Genomic DNA, 24,735 nt, shown 5'->3' with positions numbered 1-24,735 from the left:
TTCATCGCGTTGATGCGGCTCTTGCCGGAGATGAAGCGGCTGCGTCCGCCGCGGTGTGCGGAGGGCCTGCGGACCCTGATCTCGGTGGCGTCCATCAACGCTGTCTGGCCGGTGGCACCGAGATGAGCGATGACGTCAGCAAGAGTTCGCAGCCGCAGTCCACCCTCGATGCGGCAGCCGCGGTCGGCGAGGAGAGGCCGGATTTCCCCGACCGCACGCGTGATCGTCGACCGGTCGACCTGAAACCAGCAGGCAAGGACGTCGTGTGTGACGCCGTGCCGAAGGTGGACGAGGGTGGCCAGGAGCCGGTCGACGAAGACCAGCTTGTACTTCGCACCCGCACCGACGGCTCGGCGACGCGGACGATCAGCCAGTTCGGCATCTCTTCGGGCCTGCCACACCGGCCCCAACTCCGCCACCAGATCGGCGATCACGGCCGCCGAAACTCCCGTGACTCGACGCTCCGACATGATCAACCTACGTGCCTCAACCCCCACCACAAACAGCCCAACGACCCAGCCCGACCACCGTCACCGCTAACCATGCACGAGGTCGTAAGAACTCCTAACAAAATGATCTTCAGGGTGCTTGATCGCTCCGGGACGGATGATCTGGGGGTGCGGGGTGGCTCGGCCGAAGCCATGGGAAGTCGACGACGAGCTGTGGGCGGTGATCGAGCCACTGCTACCCAAGGTCGAGCGTCGGGCCCGGCACCCCGGGCGCAAGCGGCATCCGGACCGGCTGGTGTTCCAGGGCATCCTGTTCGTCCTGCGCACCGGGATCGCCTGGGAACACCTGCCGCAGGAACTCGGCTTCGGCTCGGGCATGACCTGCTGGCGCCGGCTGGCCGAGTGGACCGAGGCCGGTGTGTGGCCCCGGCTGCACGAGGTCCTCCTGGTCAAGCTGCGCAGTGTGGATGCCCTGGACTTCTCCCGGGCGGCCGTCGACGGCTCCCACATCCGGGCGTTGAAAGGGGGCTCCAAGACCGGACGAAGCCCCGTCGACCGGGGCAGGACGGGCTGCAAACACCACCTGATCACCGACGCCACCGGCATCCCGCTGGCCGCCACCCTGACCGGCGGCAACCGCAACGACGTCACCCAACTGATCCCACTGCTGGAGGCGATCCCGCCGGTACGGGGCAAGCGCGGCCGGCCCCGTCGCCGCCCCACCGTGGTGCTGGGCGACCGCGGCTACGACCACGACAAGTACCGCCGTCTGGTCTGGAGTCTCGGTGTGAAGCCACTGATCGCCCGCCGGGGCACCGAGCACGGCTCCGGACTTGGCACCCAACGCTGGGTCGTCGAGCGCGCGTTCGCCCACCTGCACTGGTTCCGCCGCCTGCGGATCCGCTGGGAGATACGCGACGACATCCACGAGGCCTTCCTCACCCTCGGATGCGCACTGCTCTGCTGGCGCCGCCTGAACTCAGCTGTCGTCGACCGCTAACTCTTCTGCAGGGTGCGGGTGACACCCGCGATGACCGCAGTCGTCAGCACCCAGCCGAAGGCAATCAGCAGGTAGGCCAGCCACTGGAGGCTGTCGTTCGACCAGTACCAGGCCGTGCGCTGGCCCAGACCACCGATGGGGACCAAGAGGTCGAGTGTGTAGACGAGGGGCTGGAACGGGGCGCCTTCGCCTTGTTTGACCGGGGTGGGGGAGTGAGTGCCGAAGGACAGCGTGCCCAGCAAGGTCAGTGCGAGGAGCCAGATGCCGGCCAGCCAGGGGCGGTAGCCATAGCCGACGGTCACGTCGAGCAGGTGCCCCCACACGCGCGCGGCCGGGAGCAGAGTTTGACGCCGGTGGCGCTGTTTGGCCAGGAGTACGCGGCGGGCGTCGTCGTCGTGGCCGGCCTTCCGGTACCAGCTCGCCAACTGCTCATAGGGCTGGGGGTTGTAGCCCGGGCCGCGTCGTATCCACGCCACGCGGCGGGCCACGGAGTCCCGCCGCGCCACTGCCTCCCGCCGCTCGCCTGCCTCGTCCACCTTGATGGAGCCGTAGACGAAGCCGTCCAGCTCCACCATGGCCGGCCAGCTTTGGTCGCTGTCGTGGAGGTAGGACACATGCGCGCCCCGCAGGTCCACGGTGCCGGACGGTGGCCGGGCGAGGGTGAAGTCGAAGTCGACGGCCTGCATCAGCAGGGCGACCAATGACGGGCCGTGGCCGTCGGGCGGCCCGTTCAGGACGGCTCCTTCAAAGTTCAGGTTGTCCGAGATCCGAACACCCCGCAGCCGTACGGTCCCGTTCGCGATGAACCCGTCGGAGAAGTCGAGCGTCGAGGCCACGGCGTTGTCCAGGGCGAGCGCCACCCCACGCTGGCCGGGGCGTTCCAGTAGTGCGCCCCGCATGTGCAGTCCGCCTGGCAAGTGGGCCCCCATGAGACGGACTTCACCGTGCGCGACGAATCCGTCCACGCAGTAGACGCCGCCCTCCGCGACGAGTCCGCCAGCGGACACCGCCCATTCCTCGGGTGCGGTGATCTCGGCGCCGCTGAGGTTCACGGCGCCGCTCACGTGGGCGTTGATGAGCGACAAGGCGGTGACCCTGCGGTGCAAAGGCGAGGCAGAGCCGCTTTCCAGGCGAGAGCGCCGCAGGTCGAGGCGCCCCTCGATACGGATCAAGCCGGCTTCCACGCCCGGCACTCGGCTGCCCACGATCGCAATCGACTGGGTCGACGCACCAGAGAGGTCCACGCCCTCCTCGAACCAGCAGTCCTCGAGCCAGAGGGCGTGAGCGACCTGCGCGCCGGCCAGGTTGAGGTGCCCGGATATCCGCGCCCCGGCGAGCCTCAGGCACGCGACGACGCCTGGCTGCGCGGTGTTCGCGCCCAGGACGAGCGCCACGATCACGGCGGCCCGAACCGTCCGCCCGGGGCCCCACCGCCCACCCTCGGCGACACGGTCGTCCTCGGGCACACCCATGCGCAGGTCCACACGGCGTCCCTCGGGGAACGCGTCCCACAGCTCACGCTCTGGTGAAGTCAACTCGTCGTATGAGAGCACTCATGCAGAGTAGTGATCTTCCTACGTGCTCGCCGTGCCCCACTGCGTGCGGCCCGCTCTGTTAGAGGTTCTAAGTGCGGCCTGGGCCAGCGAGAGCCCTCCCCGATCGAGCTGCCCCCTGATGGAGTCGTCTTCCCAGAAAGGGGCCAAAGTGTCTGTCTGCTCGGGGAAGGCCATGTAGCTGATCAGGAACGGCTTCCTGTGGACCGCAGCGGCCCCGGCGGAGAATCGCTCGAAGTCTTCGATGGGGGCCACGAGGGGGAGCGTGAGGTTGGAGTCCCTCTTCGCTGCGCGGAACAGCGTGTCATCCTGGCCGATTGTTATGTCGACCAGGCGACCGAAGGACTCGCTCCAGACCACGACATGACCGTTGTAAAGGCCGTCGTCGCTGATGTGCGGAACCTTGTCCCACACGCCGACGTCCGTCACCTTTACCTGGGTGCCGCCGGCGCTGTTCGTGCTGTAGACGCTGGCGCAGACCCCCACGAGCTCAGCGTGAAACCCGAGGTGCCGCAGTGCGGCGGCGAGTTGGTAGCTGGTGGCCACACACGAGCGGGCTGGCTGGCTGGCCCCCGGCTATGTACCGCAGATGCATCGCCGCAGCGTAGAGCGGCTGGGCTTGATCCGCTTTGACGGACATCCGAGATCAGGGGTTCTGCCCCGGAAGGATGTCCATCATGGAGGGCATGGGGAAGAAGAAGCCTCGGCGTCGCCGTTCGTTCACGCCGGAGTTCAAGGCCGAGATCGTTGAGCTGTGCCGGCGCGGTGACCGCTCGGTCGGTCAGATCGCCAAGGACTTCGATCTGACCGAGACCGCGGTCCGGCTGTGGGTCAGCCAGGCCGAGGTCGACGCGGGCGAACGCGATGGCCTGACCAGCAGTGAACGGGAGGAGTTGGCTGCGCTCGCGGCCTGACCACCACACCAATGGTGTCCGTCAAACCGGAACAAGCTCAGGCAGGATGTCCGGCGGCATGTGGAGCAGCGGAGCGAACAGCGTCTCCTTGCTCAGCATGGGCAGCACCGGGCCCGACACCGATCTTGACGCTCCGGTCGCTTGTGCTGCCCGTGCCTTCGGCGGCTTGCGGGATCGGTGCACGGTCTTGCGCTTGCGAGAGTTCTTTCCCAAAGCCCTGCCCTCCCGGCGATCGGCAGCGGGAAGGCTGCCCCGACCCGTCCTCGCGCACGCCCCGACAGGATTGGTTGGCGTGGATGCGACCACGCATTACCGAATCGCGTGCTGCTGATTCGCCTGCTCAGCGATCTTCGCTGACGGCTTCGGAGCGTCGAAGGGCTGTGACCTCCGGGTGGACGCGATACGTAACCGCTGGCTGGCGGCCCCTGGAGCCGTTGCGCTCCGCGTGGATTCCGCGCACGAAACCGTGCTCTTCGAGTGTCGTCAGAGCCGGCCCCACGGATGCGACCGTCTTGAACCGCCTGGAGCCTGCGACGACGTCCTTGGCCTTGAACTGGGTCTGGCCGAAGCGGACGAGCCACTGCAGCACGGTGTACGCGTCATCGACGACGGGCTCGGTCGTCATCAGGTCGAAGGCCGCGAGCGCGTGGGCGGTGTAGTAGTCGCCGATGGCGATGGCGCGCTCGACCGTGGCGGCCTCGATGGACTGGCCCCAGCGGCCGGTGATGTGGTCGCCGAGGTGGAGCAGGCCGGCGATGCGGGCGACCGCGCCCACGTACTTACCGGCCCAGTCGTCGATGTGGGCCAGGGCACCGTCGGGGCGGAGCTTGGGCTCGATGTCTTCCTGCAGCTTGATGATGGCCTGGTCGGCAGCGGGCGAGCACTTGATGGTGACCGGCTCGGGGAGGTCGGTGAGGGTGTGGACGAGCGTGGTGAGACGGGATTCGTACGTCCGCGCCGTCTTGTCCGGGACCGGAGGCACAACCACCTTGCGGTACCCGAGCGTTGAGGCGGGGAGGGAGAACAGGAAGCGGGCCAGGAGGCCTCGGCCGCGGGCGCCCGGGGTCTGGGCGAGGTCCATCAGGACGGGCGGCTGCAGGGTGATGCCGATGGTGAGGGCAGGCTTCTCACTGAGGTCGGCGTCGCGAGTGATGCGCTCGGTCTGCAGGCGCTCGCCCTTGTGGCCCTGTAGGAAGACACCGAGGTTGGGTTGCTTGCTGTAGCGGCCCGCGATGATGTCGAAGAGGTCGCCCTCCGGGGAGAGCACGCCGATGCGGCCGTGGGTGGCCAGGAGCTTGGTCAGGGTCTCCGGGGTGACGTCACCGGAGGCGGTGAGGCGGGGCTTGGGCGGCACGACGATGGCGTCGGCCTCCATGCGCAGGCCTGCGGCTTCGGCTACCAGGGAGTTCGAGGCGAGGGCGTCGTCGGCCTTGCGGGCCTTGGCCAGGATGGACTCGGCGCGGGCATCCGCGGCTTCCTTGGCAACCTCGGCCTCGATAATGGTAGGCCGAGCCTCTTCCTGCATGGCCGCTTCGATGTCGTAGATCGGTCGGGTCATGGGGGCGAAGACGTCGGACTTGCGGGAGGCCGGGGGCATCGCGACGACGAGGAACAGGTTGGTCTGCTCGACCCAGCCGTCGCGGATCTGGACGTGGACGCGCCCGCCGGCGGCGGTGGACAGGGCGGCGAGAGCCATGGTGGCCGCCATGTCCGGTGGTGTCTGCGTGAACTCGGCAACCGCGGCCACCTGTTCGGCCACCCAGGCTGGGAGAGCGTCGACGGGGAAGGTGGGGAGGGCGACGTGTTCACCAAGAGGGGCGGGGGTGGGCCAGCTCTCCTCGACAGTCGTGCTGTCGAGGACGGTGCGAGCGTCGGCGATGAGCTGGTCACGTTCGAGGCCGGAGGCGTGCCGGGCCTGGGTGAGGCGAGTGCCGAGCTGCGTGAGCTTTCGTTCGTTGGCCAGCTCGCGCACGATCTTTGCGTAGTACGGGCCGTTGAAGGCCGTCGGTGGGGCGTCGTAGCACGTGTGGAGGTAGCTGGCTCCGCCGATGCGTTCCAGGTTGCCGGACTTGCGCAAGACATCGGCGAGGATGATCGGGTCGGGCTGGTATCCCCCGGCGGCGAGGTCCAGGATCGCGCGCCAGATCGTCTCGTGGGCGGGGCGGTAGAAGACAGATGGGTCCTCCCCGAGTTCGGCTTCGATCGTGGGGAGGAGCCCTACGTCGATCATGACGGCGCCGAGTACCGATCGCTCGGCGTCGGCGTCGTGGGACGGCTCGGTCAGGGGGAAGACATTGTCGGTGGGGGCGCGTTCGGGCGTGCTCACGCCGCTCCTCTCAGTGCGGTGGTGCGGTGGGGCGCCATCAGGTCGGCCAGCCATGTGGGCAGCGGAGCAGGGACGGCGGCGTGAGTGGCGGTGAAGTTGCCCCAGCGCGTCGGGTTGCCCGCGGCTGCGACGTACGAGCCGGCGGTGCGCAGGCTGATGTGCCAGCCGAGCGGGCTGCTCGGCCCGTGGGTGGCGGGTGGGCAGGTCCCCTCGGGGTGAGTGAAGTAGAGGTGGGTGCCGCCGAAGGGGGTGCGAACGGTGTACGTCTCCGTGGGGTAGACGGCCCCATGGCGCTCGGCGAGGACGGCCAGAGCGTCGGTCCCGTCGACGACCCCGGGCAGATCCCATTCGGGCCGTGGGCGGAGGCCGCGAGTGGGCGGGACCAGGTCGAGCACGACGAGACCGGAGGGGCAGGGCACGATCCCGACGCCGAAGGCGCCGGCGCCCCAACAGCGACGGATGCGCTCGGGATCGGTGGTGGCGCGGTCGTGCCAGTCCCGTACGGCCGGAGCAAGGCCGACGACCTGCAGCGGGAAGACGTGCCAGCCGCGGGAGGCCGCAGCCAGAGCGGCGGCCTCCAGGTCTTCCCACTCCTGGGTGCGGTGAGCGGTCACAGCCGCACCTCTACGTAGACGCGGACGAGGGCGCTGTCACTGCGGCGGTTCAGGTACGGCTCGGATTCCTCGACGACGGTGACGACCTGGCGGAGGCGCTCGACAAGCTCGGCGGCCTCGTCGTCGGTGGCCATGATTCGGATCTTCACGCGGGGTCTCCTTCTGCGAGGGGGATGGCTGTCTGGTCAGGGGCGACGAGCCGGGCGGCGCGAGTCCGGGCCGCGGTCCTGGCGTGCAGGGCGGCGTCGTACGCGAGGTGGCGGGCCTGGCACATGGCGGCGAGGTTGTCGGCGGCGCAGTGCTCGGGGATGTCGTCGACGTGGGCGACGGTGAGGACGACCAGCGAGCCCGTGACCGGGTGGGGCCCGCCTTGGACAGATGGGCAGCGGCCGACGTGGCGACGACCGCAGCGGCCGTCGCATTCGCAGCGCCCGCCCGCACGCTCGAAGCGGATGGGACGGCTGATCTGCGGCCAGTTGCGGGGGTAGCGGGTCCGCATCTCGGGGCGGATGGGCATCAGGTGCTCCTCTGCTCGGTGACCGGCCAGGAGCCGTCCACGGGCTGACCGCCGCCCACGTGCACGATGTCGGCGATGACGATGCGAGCGGTCTCGGGGGCGAGGCCGGTGTTGTGGAGGTGGAGGCGGCCAGGCGCCTGGTGCGCCAGGTGGTCACGACGGCACCCCGGCGATGTGGTGCCATGCGTTGTAGCTGGCGAGGGGCATGCCGCCGGATGTCGAGCCGCTTATGGCGGTGGCCGCGGCGAGCGCGAGGGTGGCGTGCACCTGGGCCTCGGCGAGCAGGAACAGATTCTCGGTGGAACCGCGGTCCTCGATGCCGCAGGCGTGGTCGAGGAGCTTTTCGGCCTCGCGGTAGTGCTCGGGTCCGGTCATGGATGGAGTTCTCCTTGTGGGGTGTGGCCGACCTCCCGGCGCGGGGTGGACGTCGCGCCGGGAGGGGCGTCGAGGGTTCAGGCGTGGTCGAGGCGGTGGCGGGCGATGAGGAGGGCGAGCAGGTCCTCGTTGTTGGACTGGCCCGCGTACGAGCCGGAGGGAGACCAGGCGTGCCACCAGAAGGAAGTGGTGCGGCGGTAGTCCTCGGCGGTGAGGGCGACGGTGTAGCCGTTCAACTCGCCGGTTTCGACGGGCTGTCCGAGGGGCTTCTTCACGGTGGTTCAGCTCCTTTCGGAATCTGTGTGGCAGTCGAGGCAGTGGCCGTAGCGACGGGGCAGGCAGTAGCCGACGTCGCGGCGGCAGTCGGGGCAGAAGCGGCGGGCGGCCTGGGCCTTGGCGAGGGCCTCTATCTGGAGCCAGGTCATGACGCGCTTCGGCTTGGCCTGCGGCGTAGGTAGAGGTGGGCCTCGCGCTTGCCCTTGCGCCAGACCAGTCGGGCCGCGACAGGCCCGCCGGGCCTCAGCCGCTCGGCGGCGAGCTGGCGGCGTAGGCGCGTCGGTCGGCCTGGTTCCAGTCGAAGACCGGGAGCCCGCCGGCCATCACGCGGCCTTGTTGCGCGCCGGGCTGGCCCAGCCGCCAAGGAGACCGCGTACGTAGTCGGGGCTGAGGCCGACACGCTTGGCGATCTCGTCGCTCGAGGTGCCGAACGACGCCAAGTGCTCGATCTCTTCGCGCCGTTCGGCGGATGAGATCGTGCGACGTACATCCTTGTGCGGCTGGGCCCCGGGGTCGTCGAGCGCGTCGTCGTCCCAGGCCATCGGCGGAGCCCAGCCGCGGGAAGCCGCGTACCTGCGGGCACGGCCGACCTGCGCCGGCTGTACGCCGTGCGCCGTCGGGTCGGCGTCCCACCAGGCGTCGTACAACTCGGCGATACGGCGGGCGGTGGAGGCGAGGACCAGGCGCTCGTGGAGCTGCAGGCCCTGGCCGACGTTGCCGAGGGCCCGCGCGATGTGCACCTTGGGCCAGCCGACAGCGACCAAGGCGCGGATGCGGCGCCAGGTGCCGGTGGCGTCCACGAAGGCGCCGTCGGCGAGGAGTTCCGTGGAGTAGTCGACGGCCAGGAGGCGCTCGGCGGTCTCGCGGCGGATCCGCTGCGCGGGCGGGCGCCCCTTGCCGGGCACGCCGTACAGCAGCTTGTTGATCGTGCCGGTCGCGACGCCGGAGACCTCGGCGATCCGGCGCCACCCCATGCCCCGAGCCATGAGCTCCCGGACATGCCCGCGAGCGGGCTCGGCGTCGACATACGGCTGCCAAGTGCCGTACACCTTCTGCCGGGTGCGGCGCTGCTCGTACTCGCGGTGCGCGGTGCGGCAGGTCTCGCAGCGGCAGCCGTGGTTGCTGTAGCGACTGCGTGTGCCGTGGGTGGGCAGAGTGCGGGCGGGCATCACCGTTCACCTCGAAGGGCGGCGACGATCGGGCCCGCGTGCTGGTTGATACCGGAGGCCAGAGCGGCGACGGTGCATTTGGCGTCGTCGACCAGGCCGTGGCCGTGGGTGTGCTGCTGCGGGGGCAGGCCCCAGCTGGTGTCCGCCACCAGGCGCACGACGGTGGTGGTCAGCAGGGCGGGGCGCTTGGAGCCTGGCTCGAACAGGGTCGCGTACGAGGAGAGGTAGTGACGCTCGGTGTCCCAGTCCTGCCAGCCGAGCGGGATGTCCCGGGTCGCACGCAGGTCCTGGTGATATAGCGGGACGTGTACGTCGATGAGAAGCCGCCCGTCGCCGTCCTCGTCGAACGTCGGGATGATGCCGCGGAGGTCGGACCGGATCTCGACGTACCCGGGTGACATGACCGGCGAGGTCGCGACCTTCCATGCTGCGGCGGCGAACTCGGCGGTGGGCAGCGGCTGTTCGGGCTGGTCGTACTCGTGGAACCGAGACAGCCGCTGGTTGAGGTATGCGCCGTAGCGGGAGTGGCCGTCGGAGGCGTTGCGGCGGTCGTGCTCGTCGTCGACGAGGGCGAGTGTGGTTGGGGTCCAGCTTTCGGTGGTCACGGGCATTATGGGAGTACTCCTTCGCACCGCTTGGTGGTTGAGGGGTTCTGCGGGGCGAGTCCGTTGCTGTAGGAGGCTGGCGGCCTCGCCCCGTGTTCTGTTGTCGGTTCGACCCGGAGGGTTGAGCTCGAAACGGATGGGCGCGGGTGGAACTGTCAGGAGTCGTCGAAGCGGGTTGGCTCGCACTCGTTGCACATCGGCACACGCCAGTCCCTATCGAGGACCTCCCAGACGAACGGGTCCCTGCGAACCGACACGTCCGGCTTGGCCTCGCCGCAGAACTCGCAGCGAGTCATGACCAGATCCAGGGCTCGCCCGCGTCGGAGGCGCGGTCGGCGGCGTCGGCGAACAGGCCCGCCTCCTGTTCCCAGTCGCGGGGCATGCGCCATTCGGCAGCGCCGCGGCGGAGGATGGCGGCGATCACGCGGGCCTCGTTGGGGTCGACGGCGACCGGGGTGCGGAGCGAGCCGTCGAACAGGTGCCGGATGGCGGCCCAATCGCCGGAGGAGAGCACGTTGCAGAGGTGCTTGCCGAGGTTGTGGACCGTGGTTGCGGAGCGTCGTTCCTCGCCGTACAGGTCCGAGCCGTGGCTGACGTTGATGCCCATGGCGGTCGTCCTTCAGGAGGCGGTGGCGCGGGGGCGGACGGGGCCGGTCTTGCCGTGGCGGCGCAGCTCGGCTTCGGCCCGTTGACGGGCGGCTTCGGCGCGGCGGGCGGCTTCAGCGGCGTGGGCGGCCTTCTGCTGCTGTTTGGTCATCGCCCGGCCCTCCTGGCGGCGGCGGCCGCGGTGCGCACGAGGGTGAGGACCTGGTCGCGGGTGCGGGCCGGGTGGTCGTTCCAGACCACGTAGGAGCCGGCGGCGTGCCCGAGGGTGTCCTGCAGGATCGTGCTGGCGGTGCGCAGGGTGGCGATGTCGCCGTAGCCGAGTCGGGTCAGGGCGTACTGGGCGCCGATCAGGCAGCGCTGGCCGCGCTCGCCGCATTCGGTGCCGCGGGTCCAGCCGAACCGCTCGATCATCAGCGCGGTGAGTTCGAGGTGTTCGGCGGCAGTGATGGGGCGGCCCCCGCCGTGCCAGGCCCGCATGAGCGGCAGGGAGAGCACCCAGCCCGGCAGGCGGCGCAGCAGTGCCGAGGGTGCGGTGAGCTGCGGGGCCGTCCCGGCGGGAGCCGGAGGCGGGGTGTCGAGTCCGGCGAGCGCTTCGGCGACCAGCTCGCTTGTGGTCTTGGTGACGAGCGGGTGGGCGGTGGCCCGGGTGCGGGCGGCGAGGTACTGCTCGATCTCGGCGACCAGGCGGTCGGCGTCGACCGCGATGTCGGCGGGCTGGGTTGCTCTGGCGGCGGTGGCCGTGGTCATCTCGTACTACCTCCTGCGTGCTCGTGTGTCGCGGGTTGGGGTTGGGGCGCTCCCGTGCTGTCCAGGCGGAGGGAGCGCCCCGGTTTGCTGTCAGAGCCAGCCGCGCTTGCCGCGGCCGGAGGCGTAGTCGGCGCGCTCGACTTGCCGTTCGAGGTCGGCGATCTCGCGTTCGGTGAGCTTGCGGTCGAACTCCTTGCCCTTGGGCAGGGGACCGGCGACCTGCGGGCCGGGGGCGGCCACGTTGCGGAGCCCGCTCGGCTGCTCGGTATAGAGCGGGCCGAAGCGCAGGCAGATGCCTTCGACGGACTGGCCGCCGACCATCGCCCCGCCCAAGAGCGGGTGATCGCCGGTGACGGTGTACTCGCTGTACAACCCGTCGTCCTCGTACGGCGCCACGTTGGTGGCGACGCTCATGACGATGAAGAAGCGGTCGCCCTTCTTCAGCTCGCAGCCCGCGCGCTTGGCGTCGCGGACGGTCCGCTCGTAGGTCGCCTTCGACATGTCGGTTCTCCTTCTCGGGAGTTGGGGCGGGGCGCTCCGGTGCTGTCCAGGCGGACGCAGCGCCTCTTCGGTATGTGCCGGTTTGTGGGGCGGTCTTGGGGGTGGTCACCCCCCGGTGGTCAGTGCTTTTCTCCTGGTTTGCCAGGTGGTCCCGTGGGCGGTCCGGGTGGTCGGGCGACCGGTTGCGGTGTGCGCGCGACCGTAGGCCAAACCGGTTGAAAGCGGGCACTGACCGCGGGGTGGCTGGGGCTCAGACCGGGTCTGTCTGAGGTTATTTGCCGGTTTTTACCGCTGTGGCGATCTGCTCGCGGGTGTAGCCGTTGGCGTTGGCCATGCCGTCGACCGCGCCGATCTTCTTGGTGGTGCCGGCGCCCGCGTCGCGGAGCCGGGCTTGGAGCTGGGCCTTGGTGGTCTCGCCGTAGCGGCCGGGGTGGTGGTAGGCGAGCAGCTCCAGGAGCCGCTCGGTGCGGGCGCGGTCGATCCCGGCGGCATCGAGTACGGCGAGGCAGTCGGTCAACAGCAGGGCGGCGGCTGCTGCGGCAGCGTCCTCCTTGCCGTACTCCAGGGCGTCGCCGGTCAGGGTCCCGGCGTCGGTGCGGAGTTGGCGGCCGCGGAGGCAGATCTCGCGGAACTCGGGGAGGTCGATGACGTCGGCTTTGAGGGTGACGTGGCCCTGCTCGCTGCCCTGGTCCAGGACGACGACTCCCTTGGACGCCTCGGTCAGCAGGTGGGGAGAGGCGCCGGCGGCGACCGCGTCGTCGCCGAGGACCATCTTGGCGCTGTTGTCGCCCTTGACCCGGTACGACGCTCGCTTGGCACAGACCTCGCGGAGCTTGGTCGGGACCGAGTCGGCGGAGGGGCGCTGGGTGATGAAAACGCCCATGCCGCCCACGAAACGGGTGACGCGGACGTAGCGGGCGAAGGCTTCGACCAGGAGGTCACGGCCGGATCGGGTCTTGGCGCGGCCACCGCCCTCGGGCTCGTCCTCGATGGGGACCTGCACCAGGGCGGCACCGTCCAGGAGCTCCTGGAGCTCGTCGACGACCAGGAGCACCGGACCCATCCCCTTCTGCGCGAGCTCGGGCGTGATCTTCCCTTCGGGAACGGAGTCGGGGTTCTCCTCGTAGAGGCGGTCCAGCTCGGTGCCCCGGTCCTGCATCTCGCCGATGGTCTGCTCCATCACCCCGAGCACGCGGCGGATGATGTCCGGGGTGGCCCCGGCGATCCACTGGTGGGCGATGTGCCGCAGCGGTGCCCAGTCCGGGCCGGTCTTGCCAGTGAGGACGATGACGCGGACGGTCGGGTCCAGCGCGGCCGCAGCCGCGACCAGGCGGGCCATGTAGCTCTTGCCGTAGCCCATCAGGCCGCCGATCATCAGCGACGACCACAGCAGGTGCATCGTGTGGCGCTCGCGGCGAGCATCGGCTCCGAGCGGGACCCCCTGGTGCCAGAGGTCCCACCGGTCGGCGTCGATCAGCTCGGACGGGTGCTTGGCCGTGCCGTAGGGGTTGTCCTCGTTGGCGACCCAGAGCACGAACTGTCCGTCGTGGCCGTCGACACTGGTGTCTGCTGAGATCTCGATGCGTGACTTCTTGATCCTCAGCGCGGACGCGAGTTCCCCGACCCGGCTAACGGCGACGGACGCCTCGATGCCGCGCGGCAGTTCGACCGTGGCGGTCCATCCCGGGCCGGACGGCTGGATGACGCCGACCAAGTGGGTCTCGTCCCGCTGGGCCTCGGTGATGATGCGGGCCTTGATGAGCGCCGTGACGAGGTCCTTCTCCCCCTGGACGCGGCCCGACTCGGGCTTGACCAGGCTGACGCGGCCCATCGCGGCGAGCGCATCCGGCACGAACGGCGCACCCGGCACGGCACTGTTGGCGACCGGCATGGCCTCGGGGCCGACCTGCCCGGGGACGACGGGAGCCTCGTCGGCGGCGAACTCGCGCCCGAGGTAGAGCCAGGCGACGGGTGCGGCACCGAGCGAGACGAGCGCGAGCAGCGGCTCGGCGGCGACGCCGTTGAGGTAAGCGAAGGTGCCGGCACCGACTACACCGATCCGGGTGGCCCTCTTCATCCAGCGCGCCCGTACCAGGTCGCGGCCGGAGACCTTCATACGGTCGGCGTCCTCGTCCTGACGGATCTGGAGCTGGGTCTGGGCGGCGGTGAGCTGAGCCGACAGAGCCGGGGCGGTGTTCTCGTCCGCGGTCCGCAGCTGCTCGCGCAGCATCCGCACGCGGTCGCGGAGCTCGCGCTCGCCCTGGTGCTGCTCACGGCGGCGCTTGCGTTCGATCTCGGCGGCGAGCTCGGCGTCGGTGACATCGGTGCTGGTGAACCATTCGTTCACCCGGCGGGCGACGTTGGCGCGCTGCTGCTCGGCCGCCTTGCGGGCCTTGGCCTGGTGACGGGCCACCAGGTCCCGGGCCTTGCTGCGGAGCTGTTCGGCGCGGGTGACCTCTTCGACGTCAATGACGTCCTCGGTGGGCTCGGTGGTGCTGACCTCGACGGCCATGGGCTGTCCCTTCCCGGGTCCGGGCGGGGCGCGGACTGTGCCCGCGCCCCTGGCTATCTGGCTTGCTGGTGAGCTGGCTAACTGCCTGCTCAGGGCCCCTACAGGCCGCCGAAGATGTTCCCGAAGGCCGTCACTCCAGTGCCTCCGAGCTGGGTGACGAGCGGGCCGACGAACGTTCCGGCGAGCACGACGCCCATGGCCATGGAGGTGAAGGCCCAGCCCTTGGAGACCCTGCCGTTCTTGATGCCGAAGAACAGGACCAGGCCGAGGACCAGGGCGAGGACCGCGCCCGTACCGAGGACGGCTCCGCTGCCCGCCTGGGTCTGGACCTGCTGCGGGTTGTAGCCGGGCTGCTGGAGCTGGGCACCAACACCGCCCTGCGGGGCGGTGTTGTTGACGTCGGCGGGGGCGGCGAGCTGGTCGACCGCAGTGCGGTGGGAGGCGTCGGCACGGTAGGCGACGGAGTCGAGTCCGCGGACGTGAAGGGTCTTGCCGGACGGTAGGGAAACCGGGGCGCCAGCGGCGCGGTCGACGGCGGCCTCGATGGCGGCGGTCGCCTGCTCGGGGGTGGCGGCGGTGGTGGCGGTCGCGGTGCCGAGGACGGTCGCGGCGGCGGCACCGGAGAGGGCGATGACTCGGACGATGCGGTTCACGGCGGTTCCCTTCGGGGAGTTCGTGCGGCGGTCGGTTCGGGGTGGTGCTCGGTGCTCAGTCGGCAGGCTGCTCGGCCTTGTGGCGGCGGCCCTCGTGGCTCATCTCGCGGCGCGCGCCCTCCGCGTAGGGGGCGGTGTCGCCGGGCCTGCGCAGCGGAGGGACGCCCCCGTTGAAGCGGCGGCCGTCGACGGCGTCCGGGTCCTTCTCGCGCAGGTGCTGCTTTTGGGATTCGACCTGCGACAACGCGTCCTCGTCGCCGTCCGCGAGCAGGCCCTCGACAGCGGCCTTCATGCGGGCCTGCGCAGCCTTGGATCGGGCCTCGATCTCGGGCGTGACGCCGATCGTCTTCGAGCCGGTGACGCGGTACCAGGCATCGGCCCAGATCTGCTCGGTGACGGTCTCCGCACCACGGGCGGAGCGGAGCGCTTCGGCGACCTCCCACACCTCGGGGTGGCGCTGCTGGCGGTCGGCGTCCTTGCGCTGCTGCTCGGCCTGCGCGCGGTCCTGTGCTTCCTTCTTCTCGGCGGCCTTGGCCTCGTCGGCGGCCTTCTTCTCGTCTGCCCTGCGCTGCGCTTCGGCGGCGGCGGCCTCGGCTGCCTTCGCCGCGTCGCGGCGCTCCCTCCAGGAGGGGATGCCGTCGCGGCGCTGGGCGATGCCGTGCTCGTACGCCATCAGCACGACCGGACCACCGAGCGAGGCGATCGCGCCGATCATTCCGGCGTTGAGCCCGATTGCAGGGTCGATCAGGCCGTGCCACAGGTTGATGGTCGCGGCGATCAGCGCGCCGACCATGATGCCGACGCGGTACGGCATCACGTCACGGCGGTGGGCGACGGCCCAGGCCGCGCCGAACGCAAGCACCAGGGCCAGCCCCTCCAGCAGCGCCGGGGCGACGATGAGGAAAGGCCGGCGCTCGTCCCAGAAGGCGAGGAACTGGATCGGGGCCGCGATGATGAGGCCGACGGCGTAGATGCCGCGGGCGCCCCACTTCCACGTCCGCTCGGTGCGATGCTGCTCCTCGATCCGGTGGGCTTCTGCCTTCGCCTCGGCGTCGGCGTCCGCCTTCTCCTTCGCGGCCTCGGCCTCGGCCTTGGCCTCGGCGGCCTTCAGCTCCGCGAGACGCTTGGCGTGCGTGGCCTTCTCGGCCTCGAGCTTCATCGCGGCGCGGGCGTTGGCGATGCGCTGCTTCTCCGCCTCGGCTTCGGCCTGGATGCGAATGGCGTCCGCCTCGGCCTGCGCCTTGAGTTCCGCGGCCTCGGTGTACGTCTCGCCCGACTCGGGGCGCAGCTCGGTAACCGTCATCGCGCACCCCCCTCGGGCTTGAACGCAGCGAGGACCTCCCGGGTGCTCGCACCGGGGTTGTCAGCGATGAACTGGGCCATGCACTCCAACCCGGCGCGAATCGCCAGGGTCCGGTCGCACGTCTCCAGCCACTTGTCGAACTCGACGCTGGACCAGTTGGCCGGGTCACCGTGCCGCTGAACGAACGTGAAGGGCGTGTACTGCTTCGTCATGCCGCTGCCCCCAAGTCGCGCTTCTGGGAGACAAGTCGACGGAGAATGGCGCGCCGTTCGGCCGGTGTCGTGCCGCCGAGAACGCCGAAGTCATCGCCGTTCCGCAGGGCCTGCATCAGACAGGTCCGAATGACCGGGCAGCGACGGCAGACGTCCTTGGCCGCGCCCACCTGCGCGGTGTTGGACTCGTGCGGGAAGAACAGCTCGGTGTCGTAGCCGACGCACGCGGCCTGACGCTCGATGTCCTCACTGAGCCGGGGCGCGGTTCGGGCCACCCTCTCCGTCATGGCCGCTCGCCAGTCGGGCGAGTCCTTGATCGGCGTCGAGGTGGCTGAGACGCGTACGGCGGCACGGCGGGGGACTGCCATCTCAGCCCACCTCCGCGATGGCTGCCTCGGCACGCCAAGCGGCCGTCCAGTCGGCCGCGTCGACGAGCTGCCCGGACTTGGTGACGGACTCCATCAGCAGTTCGATCGCCTTGATCGGCACGAGGATGCGACCCCGGATCTTGATCCCGGGGAACTCGCCCTCGCGGATCGCCCGCCACAGGGTCTGGTAGCTGACGCCGAGCTGTTCGGCGGCCTCGGCGATGGTGATGGCGAGGCGCGTGGGGTTGTTGCCGCCCTTGACGCGCTGCAGCTTCACAGCGGCGGCCGACTGGCTAGCCTGGTCGTGCATCGAGCCTCCTGGTCTCAGCAGGGGGTGGGTGTCGGCCTCGGCGAAGATCTTCGTGGTGGTGGTGCACCACGGGCCGGACTTCGCCGAGGCCGTTGTGTTTGCTGCGGCCGATCCCGGGCTCGACCTGCATCGATGCTGGTCGACAAGGGATTCAGAGCAGCGGAATGCCGCGTGCAATCAGGGGCAAGCCCTGGAGCATGCTTGGCAGCTTAGTGAGATACTCATCAAGCTAGCAAGGGTCATGCTGAAAGAATCACCAAGCGAGTAGGCGGCTATCGTGGAATCAGGCCAACGAAGGGGTAGTCGTGCCAGGTCGCCGGTGGGAGTCCGACTCGGTCGCATACCTGACGCCGCGTGGTGCAGGGGAGAGCGATGCCTGGAGTCAGGAGTTGGAGCGCCAACAACGTCGTGGTGCGCAGCGGATCGTCGATGTACGCGAGCTGGAGCCACCGCCGTCGATCGCGGCGGCCTTGCGCCTCAAGGCCGGCGAAACGGCTGTTGTGCGGCGACGGATCATGTACCTGGATGATCAGCCTGTGGAGCTGACTGACTCGTACTATCCGGCGGCCGTTGCCCGGGGCACAGCTCTTGCGGAGGCCCGCAAGATCCCTGGAGGCGCTGTCACCCTCGTAGCCAAGCTCGGATTCACGATCAGCGAGGTCAGCGAGGACGTGACGGTGGACATACCCAGCCAGGAGGTCCGCGAGGCGCTCTGCCTGGACGAGGGCGAACCGGTGCTCGTGCTCACGCGTACCAGCGCCACGTCCGATCAACAGCCTGTGGAGGTATCCCAGATGACCATGCTGCGTGGTCATCGCCTCACCTATCGGACCAAGGTCGGCTGATCCATGGCGAAGCACACGGACACACGTCCAGCGCATCACAGAATCGCAGCACAGATTCGTGCCGAGATCATGTCTGACGATCTCGCAGCAGGTCAGCAACTGCCGATCACTCAAGACCTGGTAACGCAGTACGGAGTGTCCAGCCAGACGATTCAGCGTGCTCTTGGGCTGCTCAAAGCGGAGGGCTTCATCGTTGGCCGATCCGGCCGCGGTGTCTTCGTACGTGACAGCCCGCAACAGGCCTTCGACAGCGTCGCGACGATGCCGCCGGCCCGGGACGGCGAGCCTTACGTATGGATCAAGGAAGCCGCCAAGCAGTCGAAGGTAGGGACCAACAACATCCTGCGCGTTGCGGAGGTCGTGCCACCGACGCAAGTCCGTGATGCGCTCGGCCTTGAGCCAGGTGAGACAGCCGCGATGCGCGAGCGTCTGCTGCTCTTGGACGAGGAGCCGGCCGAACTGGTCTGGTCGTACTACCCCATGGACATCGCCCAGGGCACCGCTCTTCTCGAACGCAAGAAGATCAAGGGCGGATCGCCCACACTTCTGACCAACAAGGGGTACCCACCACGAGAAATGGTCGACAGGGTGTCGTGCCGTCCCCCGACCGAGGAAGAGTTCGTCGGCCTGGAGCTGCCGACCGAGGTGCCCGTGCTCAGGACCTTTCGCGTCGTCTACTCGGACAACGCCAAGCCCATCGAGGCGACGGTCATGGTGAAGGCCGCGCACCTGCATGAGTTGCTGTACCGCGTCCCGCTCGACCTCGACTGAGCCGGCCATCTCAGACCATCCGGGCAACGACCGTCTCGGCACGCCAAGCGGCCGTCCAACGCCGTGGGCCCGGGCGGCGCTGGCGGAGCACTTGAAATCGGTGAGCCCCTCGACGTGTCCCGCCTGTCCATCGAGCGCCAGGTCCGTCTCGCCATGGACCTCGTCTGCGCCCACGTGCAGCTTCGTCACGCCGGTGAAGCCGTACGCCACTTCTTGCGCGCTGAAGGGCTGGTCTCGGAGATGGTTCAGTCCCACATCGCCGCTCGCGCAGTGAACCGTGACCTGATGCCTGTCGCCTGACACTCGGCTCCGCCGGAGCTGATCAAGCTGGCGAGAAGGACTGGCGCCATGCCCCGAGCTGTTCGACCGCGTTCGTCCTGGCGGCCCCGCCAGTCGGCCTGAGCCGGGGCCAGCTCCTTGCTCCCTCGCACGACGGTCACGTCGAGGGGTAGCCATGTCAGCTCACCTCCGCAGCCGGGGAGTTCTCGGCCCGCCAGGCGGCGGTCCAGTCGGCGACGTCGATGAGCTGCCCGGAGTCCAAGACCGTGTCCATCAGCCGCTCGACGGCCTTGATGGGCACGAGAATCCGCCCCCGGATCTTGATGCCCGGGAACTCACCGTCCTTGATGGCCCGCCACAGGGTCTGGTAGCTGACGCCGAGCTGCTCAGCGGCCTCGGCGATGGTGACGGCGAGCCGATTGGGGTTACGGCCGCCCTTGACGCGCTGCAGTTTCACAGCGGGAGCGGGTTGAATTTCCTGGTCGTGCATCGGTCCTCCTGCGTACTTAGGGGTGACGTCTCGGGCCTCGGCGAGGGATTCGCGCGGCGCGGGAGCACTTCGCGATCCGGTTTCTCGGTACTTGATCCCTGAGGATGACCGGGTCTACAAGCGCTGAACGGCGGAGAGCGTCGAACTACCCGCAGGGCGGGAATCTTTCTTCTCGACTTCCTGCCAGGCGGGAAGGTCGCCTTTACAACTCGCTGCCGAGGGTTGGGAGACGTCAGGTGCGTTTGGCCCGTGCCCGGTGCAGCAGAGCAAGATCGGGTTCGTGCAGGAGGTGCCCAATGCCCCTGCACCCCCGCTCGGGGCTGAAGGAGGCCATGCGGTCACGACCAGCTCGGCGATGTGGTCGATCAGTTGGCCGATCGGGATTGCCGAGTCGGGGAAGCAGCGCATGCATTTAGCTGTGCAGAATCCTCAAGCGCACCGATGAGTAAGGTCAGTTCACCGGTAGAGATGAGTCGAAAATCAAGGGGCGAGACAGCCCAGCTCGACAGCGCCGGCCCCCAGCATCCGGGGAGGCGAGCGCGTGGCCTGCACTGTGCCCGGCTTCGATGCCGTGCTGCGCCCTGACCGAGCGGGTGAAGCCGCTACGTCAACGCCCTCAGGGGTGACTGTTCGTGATCGGCGGCCGGGATCCAGCGAAGGAAGCAGCCAAACCGTCAGCGATGTCAGCGAAAAGCGCTGAGCAGGTCTTTTGCAGTCAGCATTAATGTCAGCGACCGTCAGCGTTGTCAGCGAAAAGACCCGATTCCGCTGACAACGCTGACAAGCGCTGACATTTTTGCTGACACCGTTTCCCCAGCTCAGCGATTTTCGCTGACATCGCTGACGGTTTCGGAGGTGAGCGCCTCCAGTAGCGATACCGCGTTACTCAGCGTGCGCGCTGCGGGGGCGGGGCGACCGGCTGAATCCGGGTGCCTGACGGTGGCAGGGCCAGATGACTTGTCGGAGGTCGGCTCGTCCCGTGCGCGCGGGGCCCGACTCGGGCCCCGGCTTGCCGGGGTTCCCCATGGGGAACCCCCTTCGTCCTCACTTGTGTTTGATCACCTACGGGACATGCCGATGTCAGCGGGATGGCCTGGGTTATGTCAGCGGTGGCGCAGTCCCTGTGGGTCCCGAGCACCTGTCACGCCCATCCGTAAGACGGGCATGTGCCCAGGCACTGCGCGTCTCTCCCCGGCCAGCGACATCGAGTTGCTCAGTGGGCCCGTCCCGCCTGGCAGGAAGTTGAGAAGAAAGATTCCCGCCCTGCGGGTAGTTCCACGCTCTTCGCCGTTCCGCCCTTGAAGGCACAGCCAACCTCAGGGGATCAAGGACCGACGGAGGTGAACTTGATGCCTAAACGAGGGTGGACTGCGGCCCTTGCGCGCCTCGACGACTTGGAGCGCAAGGTCGCGGATCTGACGAGAAGAGTGACCGCTCTTGAGGAAGACGAGCCGCCAAACTCGAAGGAGTGCCCCGTGCGGCGTCCGCAAGGGGGCCAGGGATGGCATGGCTGACGAGGATCGTCGCGGACGCGCAGGTGGAGTATCGGCTGCGGCAGCAGGCCGGATGTGCCGTGGTCGAGTCGTCCGCAGGGGAGACCGTCGTCATCGACGACGGCGAGGAGGCAGCTGTCGAGTACCGACTGAGGCCGGAGGGTGGCGCCGCCCTGGTGTGGATGGGCTCCGGACTGGGGGCGGTCGGTCTGGTCGAGGGCGAGGTCCTTGACCAGGAGGGCAAGAACGCGGCGCGTCGGCTGATGAGCGGGTGCCATCCGGCGACTGGCGCCCGCCTGATCGCCTCCCGGACCTCCGTCCAATCCCATCCGAAGGCGCAGTTGACCACGGCCCGCGTGGTCGAGGCGATCGTGGAGGCCGCCGAGAAGCAGGGAGTGGAGCCTGCGGTCCTCCTGGAGGGCAAGCCCAAGCAGCAGCGGGTCCTGGAGCGGATGCAGCGGATGGTGCACCGCCAGGGCGAGGCGCATCGGATGCAGGTGGAGACACTCCACAAGCTGGCCCGGGCCGCCGGACTCTCCGTCGCCGACATCTACGGCGAGCAGGAACTCGCCGTCGCCTGGGCGCACAAGGACATACGCGTCGACGGCCGTGTCCGCGGCTGGGATTTCGTCTTCGACCTGCCGAAGTCCGACAGCATCCTGATGGGCTTGCTCGACGAGCAGCAGCTGCGGGAACTGGTCCATCAGGCCAAGCGGGACACCTTCGGGCAGGTCGAGCGGTGGTGTGGCTACGCGGTCGGCAGTGAGGACGGCGAGCCCGTACGGCTGGCGATCGGTGGCCTGCTCGCGTGGTCGGTCGAGCACCAGAGCGCGCGTCCGGTCCGGGCCGGGGAGCCCGGCGACCCGCATCTGCACTTGCACGTCACGATCGCCAACATCGGGTTGTGCGAGGACGGCAAGTGGCGCTCGATCGCGAACTCCGGCAACGACTTGCACGCGCACGCCAACGCCGCCGACGCCTACTTCAAGGCACGCGTCCGAGCTTTGCTGAACGAGCGGTTCGGCGTACGGCGCGAGCGGAACGAACGCACCGGGGGCTGGGAGATCGTGGGCATCCCCGCCGAGCTGCGCGACGCCTTCTCGCGCCGGGCCGCTCTCGTGGAGGAGAAGGCCGGCGCCGACGCCAGTCGCCAGGAGAAGGCGGCGGTCTCGATGGCGACCAGGCGCGACAAGCTCGATGTCGACGCCACTACGATGCGCGACAGCTGGCGTCGACGGGCCGAGGCGATGGGCATTGACGTCGATGCGATGGTGGCGGGAGCCGCTCCTGGACCGCCCGGCCCGGACGGCCAAGCAGACGCCGACGGGCCGGGCTCAGGGCCACGAATGCCCGCGTCCTCCGACCTCGCCGCCATCCTGTTCGACCCCAGGACCGGGCTGACCAAGTCGCGAAAGTCCTTCAGCCGCGCGGAGTTGCTGGCGGCCGTGGCCAACGCGCTGCCATACGCCATCGACGCCGACCCGGACCGCCTGGAGCAGCTCGCCGACCAGGTCCTCGCGGTCGAGGGCTACGCGGTGCGCGTGCCATCCGTGGGCTCCGCCGTCATGTCGTCCACCGACCGCTACACCACCCAGGACATCTTCGACGCCGAGAACGTCGTCCGTACGCAGACGCTGGCACGCTTCAACGACGGTTCCGTCCGGCTGAGCGAGGCCCCAACTGCCAAAGCCATCGCGAAGTTCGAGAAGGCGGTCGGCTGGCCGCTCTCCGAGGAGCAGCACACGGTGGTGACCCGGCTGCTCACCGCCGGGCACGGCATCGATGCTGTGGTCGGCGCCGCCGGAGTGGGCAAGTCGACGCTCATGGAGGTATGCCGGATCGGCTGGGATAACAACGATGCCACGTATGCGGGCGCCTGCTTGAGCGCGGTCGCCGCGCAGAGCCTGTACGGCGTCTCCGGCATCCCCTCGAAGACCATCGCGGCCTGGCTGACCGAGATCGAGCACGGCAAAGGCCTGCGCGGCATCGACGTGCTGTGCCTCGACGAGGCGACCATGGTCGATGACCGCGCCGCCTCCGTGCTGATGACCGAGGCCGCACGCACCGGCACCAAAATCATCGCCATCGGGGACCACCTGCAGCTGCAGGCGATCGGCCCCGGCGGCTGGTTTCGCGAGGCCCACCGCCTGGTCCACGGGCTCACCCTCACCGAGAACCGTCGCCAGGAGGACGCCGCCGAGCGGGCGGCGCTGGAGGTCTGGCGTACCGGTGACCACGAGCTGGCCCTGCAGATGCTCGCCGAGGGCGGCCGGGTCCACGCCGCCGACACTGCGGACGAGGCCCGCTCGCAGATCCTCACCACTTGGGACGAGCTCCGGAAGCGGTGGCCCAACACGTACGACCTCATTGCGAACATGGTCGTACTCGCCGCCCGGAACAGCGACGTCGATGCCCTCAACATCGGCGCACAGCAGATCCGTCGTGCCGCCGGCGAACTCGGCGCTGAGCACCGTTACGCGCTGCCCGGCGGTGACACCCTGACCCTCGCAGTCGGCGATGCGGTCCGGGTCCGTATCAACGACTACCGCGAGCGCCGAGGCGAAGGCCCCAATGTGCTCAACGGGTACCGGGCCGTCATCACCGCGATTGATGAGGACCACCGGGTCCAGATCAGCTGGCGGATGGACGGCGCCGGAGGGAATGGGCCGCAGTACGAATCGGTGTGGATCACGAAGGAGAAGATCGCCGCTGGAGCGCTGTCGCTGGGCTACGCCATGACGATCGCCGCGAGCCAGGGTCTGACCTGTGACACCTCACTGCTGTACGGGCACGGAGCGAACGCCTTCGCAACGTACCCGGGCATCACGAGGGCCAAGAAACAGAACCACATCTGGCTCCCGCTCGCGGTGCTTGAAGACGAGCGGACCCAAGCCCAGCTCGGCGCCGCCCGCAGCGAGAAGGAGTTGCTGCAGCGTGCCGTCGCCGCGTTCGCCCAATTCCTCGGACAGTCCAGGCCAGATCGCATGATCTCCGACCTGCTCCGGGAGCCGCCAGCCCCAGCGCAGCTCTCACTGCGGCGCGAGGCTGAGGAGGCCCGCGTGGAGGCCGAGCGCAAGCTACGCCGGGCCCACGCGGCGAGCGCCCTCTCCCCGTCCGTCGAACAGGCCGAACGTGAGGCTCGCAAGAGGCGCCGCCCGACCAGGGAGTCATCGGCCCTGGACCGGCACTCCGTCGTGGCGGACGCTATTGAGGCCCTGCGTAAACACCCTTCGCGCGAAGTGGTCCGGCGCCTCGCCACCGCGTTCGGGTTGGAGGCGCCGGCCCGCACCCTGGAGGAGGCCGAAGAACTCCTCTCCCAGATCCAACGGAAGGCAGGCGAGGTCGATGCTCGCTTGGAGACCATGGAGACCATGGAGACCAAGGAGACCATGGAGACCATGGAGACCAAGCGGTACCAGCTCAGCGACGAGCAGAAGGATTGGCTGGCACGGATGCGCGAGGAGCACGAGCGGTCCGCTGTGGTGGTAGGGGAGACAGCACCGAGTCTCGCCGAGCGGCTTGAGCCGCTGAACGAGAGCCAGGCAGTAGCTACCGCGCAGCCTCCGCAGCGCCCTGGACTGCGTGGACGGTGACTCAGGACAACAACTTGCTGCAGCGCATCCAGAAGTCGTGGCCCGTCTGGAGTACCAACCGTCAACCATCAGCTGGGACCGAAGTGTCAAGCATCTACCGGGACCGGACACAAACGCTGCCAGTCAGCGAGTTACAACTTTCTCTCCTGGTTCAAGGCGCCGCGCAAGCGCGGCGCGCGCCGCTGCCCCCGGCTCGGGGGCAGCCCCTGTCTTCGCCGGCTGCTCCCGGCCGGGCGGCGGCGCACCGAGCGCGG

At 69.1% G+C, this 24,735-nt stretch carries 29 protein-coding genes; 5 read left to right on the top strand and 24 right to left on the bottom strand.

Annotation, left to right across the window (positions count from 1 at the left end; translation table 11 throughout):
* On the bottom strand, window positions 1–470 hold a 470-nt coding region (locus tag ACZ3H8_RS30135), incomplete at its 3' end, for a helix-turn-helix domain-containing protein (RefSeq protein WP_467407288.1).
* Window positions 471–624: 154 nt separating this feature from the next.
* On the opposite strand from ACZ3H8_RS30135, the gene ACZ3H8_RS30130 reads away from it, so the two are divergent.
* Window positions 625–1,449 carry an IS5 family transposase gene (locus ACZ3H8_RS30130; protein WP_467407287.1) on the top strand — a complete coding sequence of 275 codons (825 nt, stop codon included), beginning with the start codon at window positions 625–627 and terminating at the stop codon, window positions 1,447–1,449.
* Here ACZ3H8_RS30130 and ACZ3H8_RS30125 read toward each other — a convergent pair.
* Together ACZ3H8_RS30125 and ACZ3H8_RS30120 are read right to left on the bottom strand one after the other, a co-directional pair.
* Entirely contained in the window at window positions 1,446–3,002 is a 1,557-nt protein-coding gene (locus ACZ3H8_RS30125; protein ID WP_467407285.1) for an oxidoreductase, read from the bottom strand. The genes ACZ3H8_RS30130 and ACZ3H8_RS30125 overlap by 4 nt on opposite strands.
* A 21-nt stretch (window positions 3,003–3,023) precedes the next feature.
* Window positions 3,024–3,548 (bottom strand): hypothetical protein, encoded by a 525-nt coding sequence (locus ACZ3H8_RS30120; RefSeq protein WP_467407284.1) that lies wholly within the window; start codon window positions 3,546–3,548, stop codon window positions 3,024–3,026.
* Between the two features lie 131 nt (window positions 3,549–3,679).
* Here ACZ3H8_RS30120 and ACZ3H8_RS30115 point away from each other — a divergent pair, with 131 nt between their 5' ends.
* The gene (locus tag ACZ3H8_RS30115) at window positions 3,680–3,916 is read left to right on the top strand and encodes a transposase (protein ID WP_467407283.1); all 237 of its coding nucleotides are present in this window, start codon (window positions 3,680–3,682) and stop codon (window positions 3,914–3,916) included.
* A 340-nt stretch (window positions 3,917–4,256) separates the two neighbouring features.
* Here the strand turns inward: ACZ3H8_RS30115 and ACZ3H8_RS30110 are convergent, their stop codons facing one another.
* The 20 genes from ACZ3H8_RS30110 to ACZ3H8_RS30015 form a co-directional block, all read right to left on the bottom strand.
* Window positions 4,257–6,242, bottom strand: coding sequence for a YfjI family protein (locus ACZ3H8_RS30110; RefSeq protein ID WP_467407281.1), 1,986 nt, complete (start codon window positions 6,240–6,242; stop codon window positions 4,257–4,259).
* On the bottom strand, window positions 6,239–6,856 hold the full coding sequence (locus ACZ3H8_RS30105) for a bifunctional DNA primase/polymerase (protein ID WP_467407280.1): 618 nt from the start codon (window positions 6,854–6,856) through the stop codon (window positions 6,239–6,241). Before ACZ3H8_RS30105 ends, ACZ3H8_RS30110 begins: the two co-directional genes overlap by 4 nt.
* Window positions 6,853–7,005 (bottom strand): hypothetical protein, encoded by a 153-nt coding sequence (locus tag ACZ3H8_RS30100; RefSeq protein WP_467407278.1) that lies wholly within the window; start codon window positions 7,003–7,005, stop codon window positions 6,853–6,855. Before ACZ3H8_RS30100 ends, ACZ3H8_RS30105 begins: the two co-directional genes overlap by 4 nt.
* Complete coding sequence (locus ACZ3H8_RS30095) at window positions 7,002–7,373, bottom strand: hypothetical protein (protein WP_467407277.1); 372 nt, start codon at window positions 7,371–7,373, stop codon at window positions 7,002–7,004. The genes ACZ3H8_RS30100 and ACZ3H8_RS30095 overlap by 4 nt, the downstream gene beginning before the upstream one ends.
* A 153-nt stretch (window positions 7,374–7,526) precedes the next feature.
* Window positions 7,527–7,748 (bottom strand): hypothetical protein, encoded by a 222-nt coding sequence (locus tag ACZ3H8_RS30090; RefSeq protein WP_467407276.1) that lies wholly within the window; start codon window positions 7,746–7,748, stop codon window positions 7,527–7,529.
* Window positions 7,749–7,825: 77 nt separating this feature from the next.
* Window positions 7,826–8,023, bottom strand: a complete 198-nt coding sequence (locus tag ACZ3H8_RS30085) for a hypothetical protein (protein ID WP_467407274.1) — start codon at window positions 8,021–8,023, stop codon at window positions 7,826–7,828.
* A 6-nt stretch (window positions 8,024–8,029) separates the two neighbouring features.
* Entirely contained in the window at window positions 8,030–8,173 is a 144-nt protein-coding gene (locus tag ACZ3H8_RS30080; protein ID WP_467407273.1) for a hypothetical protein, read from the bottom strand.
* Window positions 8,174–8,347: 174 nt separating this feature from the next.
* Window positions 8,348–9,193, bottom strand: a complete 846-nt coding sequence (locus ACZ3H8_RS30075) for a hypothetical protein (RefSeq protein WP_467407272.1) — start codon at window positions 9,191–9,193, stop codon at window positions 8,348–8,350.
* The gene (locus tag ACZ3H8_RS30070) at window positions 9,193–9,798 is read right to left on the bottom strand and encodes a hypothetical protein (protein ID WP_467407270.1); all 606 of its coding nucleotides are present in this window, start codon (window positions 9,796–9,798) and stop codon (window positions 9,193–9,195) included. Before ACZ3H8_RS30070 ends, ACZ3H8_RS30075 begins: the two co-directional genes overlap by 1 nt.
* Before the next feature lie 155 nt (window positions 9,799–9,953).
* Window positions 9,954–10,094, bottom strand: a complete 141-nt coding sequence (locus ACZ3H8_RS30065; protein ID WP_467407269.1) for a hypothetical protein — start codon at window positions 10,092–10,094, stop codon at window positions 9,954–9,956.
* Complete coding sequence (locus ACZ3H8_RS30060; RefSeq protein ID WP_467407267.1) at window positions 10,091–10,405, bottom strand: DUF7739 domain-containing protein; 315 nt, start codon at window positions 10,403–10,405, stop codon at window positions 10,091–10,093. Before ACZ3H8_RS30060 ends, ACZ3H8_RS30065 begins: the two co-directional genes overlap by 4 nt.
* Before the next feature lie 12 nt (window positions 10,406–10,417).
* A complete protein-coding gene (locus tag ACZ3H8_RS30055; protein WP_467407266.1) occupies window positions 10,418–10,555 on the bottom strand; it encodes a hypothetical protein in 138 nt (45 codons plus the stop codon).
* Window positions 10,552–11,151 (bottom strand): DUF6197 family protein, encoded by a 600-nt coding sequence (locus tag ACZ3H8_RS30050; RefSeq protein WP_467407265.1) that lies wholly within the window; start codon window positions 11,149–11,151, stop codon window positions 10,552–10,554. The genes ACZ3H8_RS30055 and ACZ3H8_RS30050 overlap by 4 nt, the downstream gene beginning before the upstream one ends.
* 90 nt (window positions 11,152–11,241) lie before the next feature.
* Window positions 11,242–11,652 carry a hypothetical protein gene (locus ACZ3H8_RS30045; protein WP_467407263.1) on the bottom strand — a complete coding sequence of 137 codons (411 nt, stop codon included), beginning with the start codon at window positions 11,650–11,652 and terminating at the stop codon, window positions 11,242–11,244.
* A gap of 271 nt (window positions 11,653–11,923) precedes the next feature.
* Window positions 11,924–14,164 (bottom strand): hypothetical protein, encoded by a 2,241-nt coding sequence (locus ACZ3H8_RS30040; RefSeq protein WP_467407262.1) that lies wholly within the window; start codon window positions 14,162–14,164, stop codon window positions 11,924–11,926.
* Window positions 14,165–14,262: 98 nt separating this feature from the next.
* Window positions 14,263–14,817: a hypothetical protein gene (locus ACZ3H8_RS30035; protein ID WP_467407261.1), complete on the bottom strand. Its 555-nt coding sequence runs from the start codon at window positions 14,815–14,817 to the stop codon at window positions 14,263–14,265.
* Window positions 14,818–14,872: 55 nt separating this feature from the next.
* On the bottom strand, window positions 14,873–16,120 hold the full coding sequence (locus tag ACZ3H8_RS30030; RefSeq protein ID WP_467407259.1) for a hypothetical protein: 1,248 nt from the start codon (window positions 16,118–16,120) through the stop codon (window positions 14,873–14,875).
* A complete protein-coding gene (locus ACZ3H8_RS30025) occupies window positions 16,117–16,332 on the bottom strand; it encodes a hypothetical protein (RefSeq protein ID WP_467407258.1) in 216 nt (71 codons plus the stop codon). Before ACZ3H8_RS30025 ends, ACZ3H8_RS30030 begins: the two co-directional genes overlap by 4 nt.
* A complete protein-coding gene (locus tag ACZ3H8_RS30020) occupies window positions 16,329–16,700 on the bottom strand; it encodes a WhiB family transcriptional regulator (RefSeq protein WP_467407257.1) in 372 nt (123 codons plus the stop codon). The genes ACZ3H8_RS30025 and ACZ3H8_RS30020 overlap by 4 nt, the downstream gene beginning before the upstream one ends.
* A gap of 1 nt (window position 16,701) precedes the next feature.
* Entirely contained in the window at window positions 16,702–17,010 is a 309-nt protein-coding gene (locus ACZ3H8_RS30015) for a helix-turn-helix domain-containing protein (protein WP_467407255.1), read from the bottom strand.
* Window positions 17,011–17,315: 305 nt separating this feature from the next.
* Between ACZ3H8_RS30015 and ACZ3H8_RS30010 the strand changes: the two genes are divergently transcribed.
* Together ACZ3H8_RS30010 and ACZ3H8_RS30005 are read left to right on the top strand one after the other, a co-directional pair.
* Window positions 17,316–17,855 (top strand): GntR family transcriptional regulator, encoded by a 540-nt coding sequence (locus tag ACZ3H8_RS30010; RefSeq protein WP_467407254.1) that lies wholly within the window; start codon window positions 17,316–17,318, stop codon window positions 17,853–17,855.
* Window positions 17,856–17,858: 3 nt separating this feature from the next.
* Window positions 17,859–18,626, top strand: coding sequence for a GntR family transcriptional regulator (locus tag ACZ3H8_RS30005; RefSeq protein WP_467407253.1), 768 nt, complete (start codon window positions 17,859–17,861; stop codon window positions 18,624–18,626).
* Between the two features lie 457 nt (window positions 18,627–19,083).
* Here the strand turns inward: ACZ3H8_RS30005 and ACZ3H8_RS30000 are convergent, their stop codons facing one another.
* Window positions 19,084–19,395 (bottom strand): helix-turn-helix domain-containing protein, encoded by a 312-nt coding sequence (locus ACZ3H8_RS30000; RefSeq protein ID WP_467407251.1) that lies wholly within the window; start codon window positions 19,393–19,395, stop codon window positions 19,084–19,086.
* 1,501 nt (window positions 19,396–20,896) lie between these two features.
* Here ACZ3H8_RS30000 and mobF point away from each other — a divergent pair.
* Window positions 20,897–24,481 carry a MobF family relaxase gene (mobF, locus tag ACZ3H8_RS29995; RefSeq protein ID WP_467407250.1) on the top strand — a complete coding sequence of 1,195 codons (3,585 nt, stop codon included), beginning with the start codon at window positions 20,897–20,899 and terminating at the stop codon, window positions 24,479–24,481.
* Window positions 24,482–24,735 lie beyond the last annotated feature (254 nt).

The sequence above is a fragment of the Streptomyces sp. NPDC002868 genome (genome assembly GCF_055563295.1).
The sequence above is the reverse complement of the archived record's forward strand: the minus strand, read 5'-3'. Positions and strand labels throughout refer to the sequence as shown.